This is a genomic window from Flavitalea flava (assembly GCF_054461575.1).
Window position 1 is genome coordinate 41,369 of record NZ_JBTLQH010000017.1, and the last position, 17,168, is coordinate 58,536.

At 46.8% G+C, this 17,168-nt stretch carries 12 protein-coding genes; 9 read left to right on the top strand and 3 right to left on the bottom strand.

Annotation, left to right across the window (positions count from 1 at the left end; all coding sequences use genetic code 11):
• Positions 1-239 precede the first annotated feature (239 nt).
• The 5 genes from ccsA to ACX0G9_RS16090 all read left to right on the top strand — a co-directional run bounded on the left by ccsA (position 240) and on the right by ACX0G9_RS16090 (position 4,653).
• The gene (gene ccsA, locus ACX0G9_RS16070; protein ID WP_459065952.1) at positions 240-902 is read left to right on the top strand and encodes a cytochrome c biogenesis protein CcsA; all 663 of its coding nucleotides are present in this window, start codon (positions 240-242) and stop codon (positions 900-902) included.
• Positions 902-1,156, top strand: a complete 255-nt coding sequence (locus tag ACX0G9_RS16075) for a CcmD family protein (RefSeq protein WP_459065953.1) — start codon at positions 902-904, stop codon at positions 1,154-1,156. Before ccsA ends, ACX0G9_RS16075 begins: the two co-directional genes overlap by 1 nt.
• A gap of 112 nt (positions 1,157-1,268) precedes the next feature.
• Entirely contained in the window at positions 1,269-2,687 is a 1,419-nt protein-coding gene (locus tag ACX0G9_RS16080; RefSeq protein ID WP_459065954.1) for a Glu/Leu/Phe/Val family dehydrogenase, read from the top strand.
• Between the two features lie 25 nt (positions 2,688-2,712).
• The gene (locus ACX0G9_RS16085; RefSeq protein ID WP_459065955.1) at positions 2,713-3,648 is read left to right on the top strand and encodes an NYN domain-containing protein; all 936 of its coding nucleotides are present in this window, start codon (positions 2,713-2,715) and stop codon (positions 3,646-3,648) included.
• Positions 3,649-3,744: 96 nt separating this feature from the next.
• Positions 3,745-4,653, top strand: coding sequence for an alpha/beta hydrolase (locus tag ACX0G9_RS16090; protein ID WP_459065956.1), 909 nt, complete (start codon positions 3,745-3,747; stop codon positions 4,651-4,653).
• A gap of 55 nt (positions 4,654-4,708) precedes the next feature.
• Here the strand turns inward: ACX0G9_RS16090 and ACX0G9_RS16095 are convergent, their stop codons facing one another.
• On the bottom strand, positions 4,709-5,152 hold the full coding sequence (locus ACX0G9_RS16095; protein ID WP_459065957.1) for a type I restriction enzyme HsdR N-terminal domain-containing protein: 444 nt from the start codon (positions 5,150-5,152) through the stop codon (positions 4,709-4,711).
• 67 nt (positions 5,153-5,219) lie between these two features.
• Between ACX0G9_RS16095 and ACX0G9_RS16100 the strand changes: the two genes are divergently transcribed.
• The 4 genes from ACX0G9_RS16100 (at position 5,220) to ACX0G9_RS16115 (ending at position 10,651) form a co-directional block, all read left to right on the top strand.
• A complete protein-coding gene (locus ACX0G9_RS16100; protein ID WP_459065958.1) occupies positions 5,220-5,990 on the top strand; it encodes an AMP nucleosidase in 771 nt (256 codons plus the stop codon).
• A 13-nt stretch (positions 5,991-6,003) separates the two neighbouring features.
• Entirely contained in the window at positions 6,004-6,438 is a 435-nt protein-coding gene (locus tag ACX0G9_RS16105) for a hypothetical protein (RefSeq protein WP_459065959.1), read from the top strand.
• Positions 6,439-6,452: 14 nt separating this feature from the next.
• Entirely contained in the window at positions 6,453-8,177 is a 1,725-nt protein-coding gene (locus ACX0G9_RS16110; protein ID WP_459065960.1) for an ABC transporter ATP-binding protein, read from the top strand.
• A 101-nt stretch (positions 8,178-8,278) separates the two neighbouring features.
• Positions 8,279-10,651 (top strand): FtsX-like permease family protein, encoded by a 2,373-nt coding sequence (locus ACX0G9_RS16115; protein WP_459065961.1) that lies wholly within the window; start codon positions 8,279-8,281, stop codon positions 10,649-10,651.
• A 17-nt stretch (positions 10,652-10,668) separates the two neighbouring features.
• On the opposite strand, the gene ACX0G9_RS16120 is transcribed toward ACX0G9_RS16115, so the two are convergent.
• Together ACX0G9_RS16120 and ACX0G9_RS16125 are read right to left on the bottom strand one after the other, a co-directional pair.
• Positions 10,669-13,029, bottom strand: a complete 2,361-nt coding sequence (locus ACX0G9_RS16120; protein ID WP_459065962.1) for an ABC transporter permease — start codon at positions 13,027-13,029, stop codon at positions 10,669-10,671.
• 151 nt (positions 13,030-13,180) lie between these two features.
• Positions 13,181-17,053, bottom strand: coding sequence for a TraB/GumN family protein (locus ACX0G9_RS16125; protein WP_459065963.1), 3,873 nt, complete (start codon positions 17,051-17,053; stop codon positions 13,181-13,183).
• Positions 17,054-17,168 lie beyond the last annotated feature (115 nt).

Consider the following 17,168-nt stretch of genomic DNA (forward strand, 5'->3'; position numbering starts at 1 on the left):
AGTTTACCTAAAATCTCGTTTATTTTTGATTTTTCTTTAGGTTCTACGGTAATTATCGCTGTATTGATCAAGGATCGGATGAAAACCCCGTTCTTCAATTAATTTTCGTGTTTCGGAAATCCGTTTGCCGGTTATCCTCCTTGTTTCCCCTAATTTTGCTACTCCAAACCCAGGTGTAAGCTGATTGATAAAGGATTATATTTTCTTATAAACAGTCAGCCCCCTTTCAAGAATGTCTTATGCTTCGAAAGAATTGGTGGAAAATAGTAGGAGTCGCGCTTTTATTAATTACGATTATCGCCGGTTTTTTAGGTGGTGTACCCGCTAAACCTATTTTAAATGAAACGATCCGCAATCTCTATTTTCATGTGGCGATGTGGTTTTCGATGATGATCTTTTTTATCATTTCCGTCATCTACTCCATTAAATTTCTGCGTACCAATAATCATATATTCGATGTTTACGCGTTAGAATATGCCAAAGTCGGCCTGGTATTCGGCTCTTTAGGCGTACTTACCGGCGCCCTTTGGGCGGGATTCACCTGGGGTGCCTTCTGGAGCAATGACCCCAAACAACTGGGAGCAGTGATCGCCCTGCTGATCTACCTGGCCTATCTGGTATTACGCAATTCCATGACAGATATGGACAAACGTGCCAGGATCGGGGCGGTATACAATATTTTCGCTTTCGCTATGCTGTTCCCTACTATCTGGATCATTCCCCGTATGGTCGAGAGCCTCCATCCGGGTGGAATGGGTGGAAACCCGGCATTTAATAATATCGATGCACGTATGCGAATGATCTTCTGGCCTTGCGCCGTTCCCGGATGGACTTTGCTGGGAGTATGGATTACGAGTTTGCGCATTCGTCTGCAATTGTTGGAAGTTAAAGAAAATCAGTAATGAAGTATAAAATTTATTCCCTGCTCCTTTTGTTACCCTTTTGGTTCTTTAGCCTGACCGCGAGTGCACAGGACGGCACGACCCTAAACAAAGGAGGTGCTGATAAAGTAGAGATGGCGGATCTTTTAAGGGCCAATGGAAAGATCTATATCGTTGTCACCATCCTGGTAACCATTTTTATAGGTTTAGTCCTTTATATAGCCCGGTTGGATAGGAAAATAAGCCGTTTCGAGAAAGAAAGTTCCCGGGTTTGAGCCTTGCGTATTATGTTTGAACGGTGAAGCCACCGTACAATTTTTAATAGATAGCTTGTTTAATAGATTGCTTGTATCGAAATATCAATGAAAAAAATAAAAATTCAAGGTCATGGCAGGACAAAACGAGTACAAATTTTTTGACGCTATAGAAAAAAGCTTCGACAAGGCCGCCCTATTCACGACCTGGGATCCGGGCATCCTGGAGCAGATCAAACAATGCAATTCCGTATACCGGATGCATTTCCCCGTTAAGATCGGAGATAAAGTGGAAGTGATCAAAGCCTATCGGGTCCAGCACTCCCATCATAAAACTCCCTGTAAGGGAGGTATCCGTTTCTCCTTATCCGTAAACCTGGATGAGGTAATGGCCCTGGCGGCCCTGATGACCTTCAAATGCGCCATTGTCAATGTGCCTTTTGGCGGTGCGAAAGGGGGGATCACCATCGATCCCAAGAAGTATACGCCTTATGAACTGGAAAAGATCACCCGCCGGTATACCTCCGAACTGATCAAAAAGAATTTCATAGGTCCGGGTACCGATGTACCCGCCCCGGATTACGGAACGGGCGAACGCGAAATGGCGTGGATTCTCGATACTTATACCAGTATGCGCCCCGGCGAGATCGATGCGCTGGGCTGTGTTACCGGTAAACCCGTTTCACAGGGAGGCGTTCGCGGCCGTCGCGAAGCAACGGGCCTCGGTGTATTCTTCGGGATCCGCGAAGTTTGCAACATGACCGAAATGATGGACAAACTTAAATTGAAACCGGGAGTCGAAGGGAAAACGGTAGTCGTTCAGGGCCTGGGTAACGTTGGTTATCATGCCGCCAAGTTCTTCCGGGAAGGCGGAGCGAAAGTGATAGCTCTGGCTGAATTCGAAGGTGCCATTATGAACCCTGCGGGATTGAATGAAGAAGAGGTGTTCCAACATCGGAAAAAGACCGGCAGCATACTGAATTTCCCGGGCGCTACCAATTTGGCTAATTCGGGCGATGCGCTGGAACTTGAATGCGATATACTTATTCCTGCAGCCCTGGAAAATGTGATCAATGGAAAAAATGCGCCGAATGTAAAAGCCCGTATCATCGGGGAGGCCGCCAATGGTCCTCTGACGCCGGAAGCTGACGAAGTTTTTATAAAAAAAGGAACCCTGGTCGTGCCCGATATGTACCTGAACGCCGGAGGGGTAACCGTCTCCTATTTCGAATGGCTGAAGAATTTAAGCCATGTCCGTTACGGGCGTATGGAAAAACGATTCACAGAGAATATGAACACTCATATCCTTGGTCAGATTGAAGGTCTTACAGGCAAAAAGGTCAGCACCCAGGAGAAAGAATTTATTATGCACGGAGCCGATGAGGTGGACCTGGTAAACAGCGGCTTGGAAGAAACCATGACTGCCGCTACCCGGGAGATCATGGATTGCTGGAAAAGCAACCCCCGGATCCCGGATATGCGTACTGCCGCCTATGTGGTCGCTATCAATAAAGTGGGCACATCTTATGCAGAGCTGGGCATTTTCCCATAAGAGAATTGAAATATAAAGCAATGGTATGGAAACAACACCAAGGGATCCCAGGCTGGCCGTTCTAATCGATGCTGACAATGTTCCTTACCATCATATCAGGGAGATGCTGGAGGAAATTGCCAAATACGGAACGCCTACCTTCAAACGTATTTATGCAGACTGGACCAGGCCCACATCTTCGGGTTGGAAAACCGTGCTACTTGAAAACGCCATTTCACCGGTCCAGCAATACAGTTATACCTCCGGCAAGAACTCATCCGATTCGGCGATGATCATCGACGCTATGGATATCTTATATACCGGACAGGTCGATGGGTTCTGCATTGTCTCGAGCGACAGCGATTTTACCAGGCTCGCCACCCGGCTACGGGAGGGCGGTATGAAGGTGTTTGGATTGGGCGAAAAGAAAACGCCGGTTGCCTTTATTTCAGCATGTAATAAGTTCATTTACCTGGAGATCCTCAGTAAGGAAAAAACGACTTCCGGCAAAACAGCCGTCCTTCCTGCTGCTCCCCAGGCTCCCGCCTCCCGAAGGTCAGCCGGGAATGTTGCAATAGCCAATGCTCCTGCAAAAAAGGGCAATCAAAAAACTCCTTCCCCGGCTAAACGGGCAGAGAACGACAAACAAGAGAACGACAAACAGCCGCCCTCTCCTGTCCAGGCACAAGCCGAGACTACCAGAACCGAAGAAACGGCCAGATCCGAAGACACCATCCGGAGGATGGATAAAGAAACGATCAAACTCATCAACGATAGTATCAATGACCTGGCCGACGAAGACGGCTGGGCCTTCTTAGGAGAATTAGGGAATCTCCTGCTGAAAAAGAAACCCGATTTCGATCCCAGGAATTATGGATTCCGTAAACTGGTGCCTTTGCTCAAAAGTACCGGCGAATTTGATATCGATGAACGGAATACCGGCAAAAACAACAGTGTTCTTGCCTTTGCCCGCACAAAATGAATAAAAAAGGATGAATTATTATGGTTAAATAGGGGCTTAATCCATTAAATTGCAAGACTACGAAATCTTGCTAAATTGTTTAAATCATTGCCCCTTATGCATCAACCTTTGCAACAGCTTCTGACGAAAAAATGCTTTTCGGTCTTCCTGCTCAGTATTTTCCTGTTTCATATGGCGTCCGGCCAATCCACCGGCAAAGTGATCGAAGAACGAACGGTTAAAAGCCCGATCCTGAATAAAGATGTCCGGTATACGATTTATCTGCCTGCGGATTATGCCACCTCGGACAGAAGTTATCCGGTCGTCTATCTCCTTCATGGATATACGGACGACAATACAGGCTGGCTGCAGTTTGGCGAGATCAACCGATATGCCGATAAAGCTATTGCCGATGGAACGATCCCGCCGATGATCATAGTCATGCCGAATGGCGACTCCAGCTGGTATATCAATTCCTATGACGGTAAGGAAAAATATGAGGATTTCTTCATTAAAGAGTTTATGCCAGCCATTGAAAAAACATACCGGATCAAAGCCGATAAACATTACAGAGGTGTAGCCGGTCTTTCCATGGGCGGTTATGGCACACTGATCTATTCCATGAAGTATCCGGAATTATTTGCCGCCGCTGCAGCGCTTAGTGCGGCCGTCAATGATGACAACACAATGTCCGGCATGCCCGACGATTCGTATGAAAGGGTGTTCGGAGAGTTATACGGAAGAGGACTTAAGGGTAAAGAAAGGCTCAATAAAGCCTGGAACAGCAATTCCATTCTCAATATCGTGGCGACCAGATCCGCCGATGAATTAAAAAAGGTCCGTTACTGGATCGATTGCGGGGATGATGATCACCTGACAAAGGGTAATTGCCTGCTGCATATCGCCCTGCTGGAAAAAAATGTACCCCATGAATACCGGGTGCGGGATGGGTCTCATAACTGGACCTATTGGCGTACAGGCATTACCGATGCCCTGCAATTTATCGGAACAAGCTTCCATCAATAGATCATTGATAGTTCATCAGTAGATCAAGGAAATCATATCCGGGCTAAAAAGGATTTCATTCGTCATACCCGGGCAGCGTGGTCATTTCTTCAAAATCGATCAATCCTTTAATAAAGGCATGACACTCTTCTCCGTTGGTGATGACCAGGTATTTAACCGGTATGGCCATATGATAACGCAGAACCTGCCAGAGGACCCGGCTATCCAGTTTTTCCTCCATTGCTTTACATTCGATCATCATCCAGGGTTTGGCAGCACGGTCAAAAACCAGGACATCGAACCGTTTGTTGAGTTCCCCTAATTTTATTTTTCTTTCCACCGCGATATTGGAGGCTGGATAACGTTTGATCTGCAGCAGGTACTGTATAAAATTTTGGCGAACCCATTCTTCGGGTGTGAGGCGAACCCATGATTTTCGCAATTCATCCCATATTTCTTCTTTTCCCTTTTCCGGTTCTTTAATTTTGAGCGTATGGGTCGGATAGTAGATCTTGATCATGGGAGGGAACTATTTGTTAAATTTACGGATCGTTACCGATAAAAAATGAATTTCGTAAATTAGCTTTATGAAGAGCAAAGAAGAAATTGTTCAGAATTGGTTACCCAGGTACACCGGCGAAAAACTGGAAAACTTCGGAGGATATATCCTTTTGACCAATTTTGAAAATTATGTACAACTGTTCGCGCAGTGGCACAACGTTAAAGTGGTCGGCGAACACAAACCCATGCAATGCGCTACTGCCGGGGATATCACCATCATCAATTTTGGAATGGGCAGCCCTACCGCAGCTACGATCATGGATCTGCTCACGGCCATCGAACCCAAGGCCGTGCTTTTCCTGGGAAAATGCGGGGGGCTCAAGAAACGAAATAAACTGGGTGATCTTATCCTCCCCATTGCCGCCATCAGGGGTGAAGGAACCTCGAATGATTATTTCCCTCCCGAAGTCCCTGCCCTGCCCGCTTTCGCCCTTCAAAAAGCCATCTCCACCACTATCCGGGATTATGGGGTGGATTATTGGACCGGAACGGTTTATACTACCAACAGACGCGTCTGGGAACACGATGAAGTCTTTAAGGAATACCTGAAAAAGGTCAGGGCTTATGCCATCGATATGGAAACGGCCACCATTTTTTCCGTTGGTTTTTTTAACAGGATCCCTACAGGGGCTCTGCTGCTGGTCAGCGATCAACCTATGATCCCCGAGGGAGTCAAGACTGCCGAAAGCGATCTGAAAGTAACCGGGGAATTCGTAGAGAAACATATCAAAATCGGAATCGATTCTCTGAAACAATTGATTAACAACGGTCTTACTGTCAGGCATCTCCGGTTCTGAAATTCTGGGTCACATGCAACGAACCGTTGCCGGTCCTTGTCAGGTAAGAAAAAAAGATATGGCCCGCCAGACAGTCCTGCCCATCCTGCTCCTGCTGGTACTGACCTGCAGTTTTACCTGCAGACCCGAGCGGCTGGGAACATCCCTGACGGGAAAACTGGTGATCGACGCCACCTGCTCTCATTTTGTGGTCCAGCTGTTACAGGGAAGTACGGATTCAACAAAAGTGGTGGACAACTGGAAGAACACCGCCAATGACAGCATTTATACCCATGTATTCACCGTTGCCAATGTTTGCAATTTTGGAGCAACCGGTCTTGTTCGGGGAGATATATTCACCTTCGAAATTGACCCGGAAATGCCGATGGAGGACTGTGCTGTCTGCCTGATTTATTATCCCACCCCTGAAGTCGTACATTCCATTAAACATATTCAAAAAGTGAAGTAGCTTGCAGCTACTTTATGTCCCCACTATTATCCATTCATAACCTTTGCATTGGTTTTCGTTCAGAAACCGGGATAACACCCGGGGTCAGCGGAATCGATCTGCAGGTAAGCCGGGGTGAAATTGTCGCGCTGGTCGGTGAATCCGGGTCCGGAAAATCCATCACCTCTCTCTCTATTCTGCAATTATTGCCAACCCCACCGGCCATGTACCTTTCCGGGGAGATCTTTTTTACAGATAGTCAGGGACGAAGGACAGACCTGTTAACACAAAGTCCGCAGCAAATGCAAAAGATCCGGGGAAAGGAAATAGCCATGATCTTTCAGGAACCGATGACCTCCCTGAATCCTGTTTTTACCTGTGGGAACCAGGTTGCCGAAGCTGTCCGTGCACACCAACCGGTTTCGAAAAAAGAAGCCAAACAACGGGCTATCTCCCTTTTTGAAAAAGTGAAACTTCCCGATCCGGCCGGAATTTATGGAAGGTTTCCGCATGAGTTAAGCGGAGGGCAAAAACAACGGGTAATGATCGCCATGGCTATGAGCAGCCATCCCTCCCTGCTGATCTGTGACGAGCCGACCACGGCACTCGATGTAACCGTGCAGAAGACCATCCTTGAACTGATCAGGGAATTACAACAAACGGAAAATATAGGTGTCATCTTTATCACCCACGACCTCGGTGTGGTGGCCGAGATTGCGGACAGGGCCCTGGTTCTATATAAAGGAAATGTGGTGGAAGAAGGACCCGTTGCGACCCTTTTCCACCATCCCCGCCATCCCTATACGAAGGGTTTGCTGAATTGCCGTCCTGTTCTGCACCCAAAGGGGGAAAGATTGCCTGTGGTAAGCGATTTTATGGAGGTGGATGAAAAAGGGGAAATGAAAGAGATAGTACCTGAGTTGGAGCCCGAAGCGAAAATAACAGCGGAGACAGTAAAAGAAACAACGGTTTCACCGCTTGTCCAGGCACAGGATCTATCAGTCTGGTTTCCTGCGGAAAAAACATTTTTGGGCAAAATAACAAAGTTTACCAAAGCCGTCGACAACATAAGTTTCACGGTCTTCAAAGGGGAAACCTTAGGCCTGGTAGGTGAGTCCGGCTGCGGAAAGACTACGCTGGGCAGGGCCCTGCTCCGGCTGATCGAGCCGACCTCCGGAAATATACGCTATCAGGGATCCGATCTGGCCACGACCAAACCCGGGGATCTGAAGAAATTGCGTAAGGACATCCAGATCATCTTCCAGGACCCCTACTCCTCCCTCAATCCCCGGATGACCATTGGCTCGGCCATTGCAGAACCGCTCCAGGTACACGGTATTATTCCCTCCAACCGGGAACGGAAAGATCGGGTCATGGAGCTGCTGGAAAAAGTAAGCCTCAAAGCAGAACATTTTTACCGTTACCCGCACGAATTTTCCGGCGGCCAGCGGCAGCGGATCGTTATCGCCCGGGCACTGGCCCTTTCCCCCTCCTTTATCGTTTGCGACGAATCCGTTTCGGCCCTCGACGTTAGTGTTCAGGCCCAGGTTCTTAACCTGCTGAACGACCTGAAAAAAGAATTCGGTTTCACGGTGGTTTTTATCTCGCATGATCTTGGCGTCGTACGTTATATCAGCGACCGAATCCTTGTGATGAACAAAGGCAGGATCGAGGAGATCGGAAAGGCGGAGACGGTATATAACCACCCGCAAAAAGCCTATACGCAAAGATTGATCGCCTCCATCCCTAAAGGATTATAAAGATCTTTGCCCGAACAGGTATCCTTTTTTTCCGATAGGAACCAATTGATGCAACATAGTCGCCGGCCGGTTGTCTTTTCTTCCAAAAGCCAGCCAAAACCATGATCAGAAATTATTTTACGATCGCCTGGAGAAACCTCCTTAAAAGCAAAGGATATTCTGCCATCAACATTATCGGTCTGGCAACCGGCATGGCAATAGCCCTGCTGATCGGATTGTGGATATCCGATGAGCTGACCTTTGATCATTACCATACAAATCATGGCCGGCTGGCGCAATTAATGACCACCCAGACCTTTAACGGACAAACGGGGACCGGGTCGGCCGTTTCCATCCCCATGGGCATGGAATTACGGACCAAACATAATGATGATTTCAAACAGGTTACCCTGGCCTCCTGGAATTTTGATCATATTTTAGCCGTAGGGGATAAAAAGATATTAAAATCGGGTTTGTGGACCCAGCCGGAATTTCCCGCCATGGTATCTCTCAAAATGATAAAAGGCCGCCTGGACGCACTCAATGACATCTCCACCCTATTAATTGGCCAGTCTGTGGCCAAAGCGCTTTTCGGGGATGCCGATCCCATGAATCAAATCATCCGGGTCGATAACAAATCGGATATGAAGGTAGGGGGTGTTTATGAAGACCTGCCCCGCAATACTTCCTTTTTCGATATGCATATCATCATGCCCTGGGATAAATACATCAGCCTCGAGCCCTGGATGAAAAACAGTCTGACCAATTGGGGCAATCATTCCTATCAGCTTTTCGTACAGATACAGCCAAAGGGAGATTTTGATAAGATAACGACAAAGATCAAAGACATTCCCAAAAAACATGTCAACGAAGGCAAGGAAGAAGTCATTTTGCAGCCAATGGATAAATGGCGTCTGTACAGCGAGTTTAAGAACGGCAAAGTGGTTGGCGGCCGTATCCAGTTCGTCAAACTTTTTGCCATTATCGGCGTATTCGTGCTCTTACTCGCCTGTATCAATTTTATGAACCTGAGTACCGCCCGCAGTGAGAAACGCGCCAAGGAAGTGGGTATCCGCAAAGCCATCGGCTCCTTGCGCAGACAGCTGATAGGACAGTTCCTCAGCGAATCCCTCCTGGTGGCGTTATTATCCTTTGTCCTGTCCATCGGTCTTATTTTACTGGCCCTCCCCTTCTTTAACGGCCTGGCCGACAAAAAAATGTCCATTCCCTGGAGCAACCCGTATTTCTGGCTGATCAACCTTGTGTTTACACTGGTCACCGGTCTTGTTTCCGGCAGTTATCCCGCCTTCTATCTTTCTTCCTTTAAACCGATCAAGGTGTTAAAAGGCAGTTTCCGGGTAGGACGTTTTGCATCACTTCCCCGTAAAGTCCTGGTAGTCGTACAATTCACCGTTTCCATTACCCTGATCATCGGAACGATCATCGTTTTCCGGCAGATACAATATGCGAAGAACCGTCCCGTAGGTTATTCCCGGGAAGGATTGATCAGTATATATATGAATACACCCGAGATCTATGGAAAATACAATTCGCTGCGCAGCGAATTGCTGAACACGGGGGGCATCGAGAATATGGCAGAATCCAACAGCCCTGCCACTGAGATCTTTTCCAACCAGATCGGGTTCGAATGGAAAGGCAAAGATCCCAATGCCGTGCCTCTTTTTGCGATTGTTGCGGCCACTCATGATTATGGCAAAACTATTGGATGGCAGTTGAGGGAAGGCAGGGATTTTTCCAGGGACTTCCCCACGGATACGGGAGCCTTTATTCTGAATGAAGCAGCCGTAAAGCTCACCGGGTTAAAAAAACCCGTAGGCGAGATCATGCGCTGGAACGGAAAAGACCATACTATTGTCGGTATTTCGAAAGATATGGTGATGGAATCCCCTTATTCCCCGGTAAAACCAACCATTTTTTTCCTGGATTACGGATGGACCGGTGTAATCACCATAAAGATCAAACCTTCTCTCCCTTTCCGGGAAGGGATTAAAAAAATTGAACCGGTCTTTAAACGATTTAATCCCGGCAGCCCTTTCGAATACAAATTCGTGGATGAAGATTATGCCCGGAAATTTTCCGATGAAGAAAGGATCGGGAACCTGGCCACCTTCTTCGCCGTACTCGCCATTTTTATTTCCTGTCTTGGTCTTTTTGGTCTGGCTTCCTTCGTAGCGGAACAACGTACCCGGGAAATCGGTATACGGAAGGTATTAGGCGCTTCCGTCTTTATTCTCTGGAGAATGCTGTCCAGGGATTTTGTCAGGCTGGTCATCATCTCTTTTCTCATCGCTATCCCCATTGCCTGGTATTACCTGACCCAATGGCTGAAGCAATATGAATACCATACCCATATTTCCTGGTGGGTGATCGGAGCTGCCGGTCTGGGGGCCTTATCGATAACCCTGCTTACGGTAAGTTATCAGGCGATTGCCGCTGCATTGATGAATCCGATGAAGGCTTTACGAAGTGAGTAAATTATTTATTCGCTTATTTATTCGCTGCGCAGGCTTTTTACCGGGTTGGCCAGAGCCGCTCTTATCGATTGGTAACTTACGGTAAGTACGGCAATAAGCAGGGCCAAAATTCCCGATAAGGCAAAAACACCCCAGCCTATGTCTATCCGGTATTCGTAATCTTCCAACCATTTGCCCATGAAAAACCAGGCGATTGGAGAAGCGATCACAAATGCGGCCAGGACCAGTTTGACAAAGTCTTTTGCCAACAGGGTGGTAATGCCTGAAACGCTTGCCCCTAATACCTTTCGGACGCCGATCTCTTTGATGCGGTTCTCGGCCATATAGGTGGCCAGCCCAAATAATCCCAGGGAAGAAATAAAGATGGTAAGCCCGGCAAATAAGGCCGCCAGCTTCCCGATGCGCTGTTCTTCCTTAAATTTTTTCGCATAGGCCTCATCCACAAATATATATTCGAACGGATATTGCGGATTGTATTGTCTGAATACTTTCTCCGCCTTGGCCAGATTGGCGGCAGTTGGATGCGCAGGGTTCAATTTATAATGGATCACCTGGAAAAAATCCGTCGGTCCGATGATCATGGTCGGGCTGATCTTTTTTTCAAACGGGGATTCAAAGACAAAATCCCGGACGACGCCTACCACATGCCAGCTATGGTCATCCTGCCTTTTAACGATACTACCGATGGGATTTTTTAAACGCATGGCTTTCACCGCCGATTCGTTAAGCAGCATGGCCGAAGTATCCGTCGGATATTGGTTGATATCGATATCCCTTCCCTCTTTCAATTTAACCCCCATTGTCCTGACAAAATCCGCGTCCGCACCCATCCGCACAAAATCGAGTTTTTTATCTGTCTCGTTACTCCCTTCCCAGGCAAACCCCCAACCATCGCTCCAGCGTTGGGTGATGGGGCTACTTGATTTTGTAACCGAGACAGCCGCCCCTGAGCTGATCAGATCGTGTTTGATCTGATGGTAATGTTTGTTGGCATCCCCCTGGGTAAAACTATAGACCAGGTTATTCCTGTTATACCCGGCATCACGGTCCTGCCCATATTGTATCTGTCGCTCGATGATCAGGGTACATATGATCAGGGCGATGGCAAAGGTGAACTGGAGTACCACCAATATTTTGCGGGGCGTCACCAGGGCATGGTTCCCTTTAAAAGTACCTTTTAATACTTTAGCCGGTTTAAAAGCAGAAAGATAAAACGCGGGATAACTCCCTGCGATAAGACCGGTAAATAAGGTAAACCCAAGAGCAAAAAACCAAAAATACAGACTGCCGAAGTCGATATGCAGATCCATTGCTACCAATTGATTGAATCCCCGCAAACTAACCTGGACCAATAACAGCGCAACTATAAAAGCCAGGATGGCGAGCAGGACACTTTCGCCGATGAACTGTGCCACCAGTGAGCCTTTATAGGCTCCCACTACTTTACGGATACCCACCTCCTTGGCACGTTTCTCACTGCGGGCAGTACTCAGGTTCATAAAATTGATACAGGCTATCAGAAGGATAAAAGCAGCTATTACTGCAAACAGCCTGACAGCTTTTACACGGCCTGCTTCCAGCTTCCCGTTCTCGGAGTCACCATACAAATGCAATTTGCTAAGGGGATAGGAGAACACTTCTGCGGTCTCTTTGGAGTGACTGGTGGTAATAGTCCTTACTTTTGTATCGAAAACGGATTGGGAGGCACCCTGCCTCAGCAAGACATAGGTATATATCGAATTGTTCCCCCAGTATTTATCGTCCCAGCCCAATTTGGTCATAAATGCCCAGGGCAGCAAGTAATCGAATTCAAAAGAGGCATTGGAAGGCAGATCTTTTAATATGGCCGTCACCGTGAAATCTGCCGAGCTGTCGATCCGAACGATCTTACCCATCGCTTCTCCGTTCCCAAAAAGTCTTTTTGCGAACTTCTCCGTAAGTACGATAGATTGATTACTGTTCAGTGCCTGTTTGGCATTGCCTGCCATCAACGGAAAATCGAAAAGATTAAGAAAGCCGCTATCGGCAAAGGCACCTTTTGAGTTTATGTGCGTCTCGGCGACCGAAGTCAGAAAAGTAATATTATTAAATCTTACCACATCTTCCACTTCAGGATAATCTTTTTTCAGGGTTGGCGCCATTATCTTGGGGGTATTGTTCCAGGCCCATAATTCCCCGCTAAATTTATCCCGGTTGAACATAACATATAACCGGTCCGATTTTTTATAAAAACGGTCAAAACTCATTTCGTTCTGGATCCATAAAAGGATCAAAACAGCACTGGCCATACCGATGGCCAGACCGCTGATATTGATAAAGGAAAACCCTTTACTTCGCAAAAGGTTCCTGACGGCGATCTTTAAATAGTTTTTGAACATACAGTTAGCTTAAAGGCTCCTACAAAATAAATTTTAACCTCCAACCAGAGCATCCAATAAAATGCCATTTCTCTATGTTATTGTATCCCAATAATATAGAGAAGCCACCTTAGGCAGGAACGTTCGTTTCCGATACAGGTACTGTTTCGTTTTAATCGTCCTCGTTCCTGCCATTGTAAAAATCATAGTCCTGGTAAAAAGAAGCCGCACTTTTTCGTTTGGAGAACAGAAAACGCTTCAATTGCTGGTCGAATTGATCTAAAACCGGGGAGTCGGGTTTGATCTTTTTATTGGTAAGACGGACAAAATCGTTTTTTGTGCTGACCTCTTTTGGATTGACAGGCTGCAGACCACTCAGTCCCATCTGCCATTCATCGTCTTTATTTATTTTGTATTTGAAAAAATACATAATCCCTTTTTTCTGTTTGAATTGCACCATCTTTTTATCGACATACTGGATCGCCCAAAAGTCATTTTCACCCTTTCCGCTGCTGACAAGCAAACTTCTGGCAATGGCCAGTTGGTTGGAAAAGGAACGGGGAAACCGGTCCGTAAGATGATGGTTCTCCATTTCCCGTAACAAACGGCTCCTGTACTGATCGCTGGCAGCCAGTCCCACGATCACGGAGTCAGGAACGGGTCTTTTGTTGCGCAATAAAAGGACGGCAGTTCTCAGACGCAAAGAGCTGTCCCTGCTTTGAAGCAGTTTGTCAAAGAAATGAGGGATACTGATATTCTTTTCATAAAATGGCAATAACAAAACAGCATAATTATGCAGGGGGTTTCCGCCGTCCTGATCTCCCTCTCCTTTATAGACCGTATCGTCATCGCCGTTATCGTCTGCTTTTTTCTGCAATTTTTTCTCATCCCTTCCTTCCTGTTTTTTCCACTGGATCTTTGCATCGAAATACAGTTGACTGAAATAGGATTCATAGTCTGAACCGTGGAGATAACCGCTGTCCACCAGGGAAGTAAGCAGAGATTGAATATTCTCTTTATAATCATCTACTGCCGCCAGTTGTAAAAGCCCGGGAAAAAGGGTACGGGCAAGGGACAGGGAATCTCCCAGGTCCTGAAACAGATAATTATAATCCGATTCGTTGTCGAATACAGGAGGATCCTGCACCAATAATACATTCAAAAGATCATAAGCCTGCTGGTTCCTGGAATGCGCCAGCGCTTTCAGGACCGCATTTTGAAAGGTGCTCGTATCCCCTGCCTTTTCATAAACCGTTTTTAATCCTTGTACAACATAGGGAACGGCGACCGAATCGTCTACATAACCCAGTTCGTTGATGAGTCTGGATTTGGTGGTAAAATAGTCCTTGTCATTATATTTAAGCGATCCGATCGCCTGCAACAGGCCTGCCACTCCTTTTGGTCCAAAGTATACATTGGGAATAGCTTCTTTTGCCCGCTTGCTGATCAGTGAATCCTTACTGTAAAGATCTTTAAAGAAGAGGTCCAGCTTACTGGTAAAAACAGATGCAGGCGGAGCCCCTTTTTTGTTTACCGGGCGCAGGCTGGCATAAAACCTGCGCATAAAATCACTCCCCTCCTGCCCTTGGAGCGAATCTGCCAGATTGACCACCCGGTAGAAGCGATTGTTTTTTTCAAAGACCCTGATATAGATCAGACGTGACGAATTAGTATCGCTGAGGATATATTTATAGCCGGATACAACCGGTCCTGAACTGACAGAACCAGGGACTGCAGAAGGATTGGCGGAATTTTGTACCGAATCGTCCGGAAAGGTAAAATGAAAGGGTTCCTTTTTAAGGATAATAAAATCCTGCTGCATTCTTTTTTCATCGGCCTGCTCTTTCCAGAAACCAGCGGAGTCTTTCGGATAATAATATTTTGGAAAGGCTTCCATGGACACAAATACAGTTTCTCCCGTAGAATCATCACGGAACAAAGCCGTCTTGGCTTTGGACCAATACCGGTTATAATCCGGTACCTCATGGAGAAATTCCTCGCTGCCGGCCCTTTCGATGATCGTCCGCATACCGGCATCGATATCCGGAACCACCGGAGTGGTGACCCTGATATTAATAAAGGTATCCACATAGTCCTTAAAAACCGGGTAATGGTAAGGGGCAAAAACAAAAGAGTCGAAGAAACCCGCAGATAAACGATGATTATTTTTTTTATTGCTTCTGGCTGCAAGGAGAAAATAATCAGCTCCCTTTATCAAAAACCTGGCTTGAATAAGGGAGCCGTCCTTTCCCAGGTAAGAAGCGTCTATGCAGGGATATCCCTTATATATTCCGGTTTGCTTGCTTAATCCTTTGTCAACCCAGTCGGATAAATGAAAACTTTCTTCAGCCAGTGAAAGATCGACGGTGTCTTCCTCCAGGAAACGATAATTTTGGATAGTTTTCTTCCAAACCAGGTAGCCATCCCCGGTAGCCGAATCCCCTGCTTCATATTCCCAACGGGTAATCCCATCCGGATTGGAGCTATTCCTGTAACAAAAAGGCTGTCCGGGCAAACTGATCCTGAAGCCGCCCCGTGAAGGAGCATATTCAGACCATCCCGGAGCAGGCAAAGATCCCCTAACTAAGGAAGACCCGGCCATTGGGGAGGATTCTCCAATGGCCGCCGCTTGCGAAGGAGGTATTTGGACCGTACTACGTATTTCGTCCGTCCGGTGTATTTCTATGGAATTAAAGAATTGATCGGCTTCCTTCCCTTCCACGTAATTGTTCGTCCCGCTCATTTTAAAGACCAGTACCTCATAAGGTGATGCCAGGATATTGTAGCGCTGGATATCACCCCGGCGGGTTTTACCGGTTACATCGATCCCTTTGTAGCCGCTCCTGGTTATAAAGGTCTTTTTAAGGATCTTACCGGGGATATTCTCATAAAGAAGGCTATCCATTTTTTTCAGGACCTGGTCTTCCCGCTGGCCAAGGAAACATCCGTGGGTTTTCACCCGGCTGATCATGTAATAAGCGCCATTGCTCATATCCGCGTATTGCCAGGAATCGGTAGAACGGCTGTCCGCCCTTCTGTATAATTTTCCGGGCAACTGTACGGTGAATCCTCCGTCATCTGCTGTGAACGGAGAAAAATGAACCGGAACCCGTATTTTGTCTATATCGTCTTTCTGATTGGCATCCCGGTCCGGCATCATGACCGGACGAAGGACATAACCTTTTTTACGCAGGATTTCGATCACTCCCCTTTTTCCAGGCAAATGCGCAGCGCCAACACCTACGAATAAGGTATGCCGTTTGATTATACTGTCAATGGATCTGGCCTGTATTTCATTACGCCGGTAAAGGAATTTCTCCATAAAGGCATCCGATGGCTGCATAACCTTTTCCAGGGAATCCAGGAGATCCAGATCCCCTTTCCGATAGGCATCCTGGGTTTTTTTTTCGATCTCAAAGGGAGTTTCGCCATCCAGGGCGGTACTCTTTTTCTTTTTATCGCGCATCATGTCCTGCGCCGCTTCCATGACGAGTTGCTCTGTCTCAAAATAGTTTTCCACGCCGGTGGCCTGTTTGCCCAGTTTTTTGCCGGTCTGATAGATATAAAGATCAAGATAAGTATCCTCCTCAAAATCAGCCCTCGTCTGGTAAGTCCGGTAAAGAAGTCCGTTGATCAGGGTAGGCTCCCCGCTCAGGGCAGCCTTTAATTTATCATCGTACTTTTCGAGCTGAAAGGACTTCTCATTGATATAATCTCCTGGCGTCCCTTGCGTATAGAACCTGAGATTGGTTTGCATATGCTGGTACCGGAACAACTGATCCTGCCAAAGCTGGGGATCCAGTTCCAGGGCGACTACCTCGGAATTCCGGATATCCAGATAAAAGGAATCGCTGAGATGGAAGACCAATTTACTGCTAACATGCATGGTACCAAAGAGATAAGAAGGCTTTTTCAGTCCGTTCCCCGTGATTTCCCATAAGAGGGCCGGGTATTTTTTTTCCTCTTTCTGCCCCATCAGTAGATAAGCCGGGAAAAGAAAGATAACAAGAATTACTATATACTTACAAACCTGGGCTGATCTCATTAGAAGGGTATTAATCGATGCTTATGAAGATGATGAAAAGACGGGAATCCATGAAAATTATTTTATTGTAAGGAAGGTCGGGAAAAGGCATAAAGTAGCAAATTAGCTACCCCTT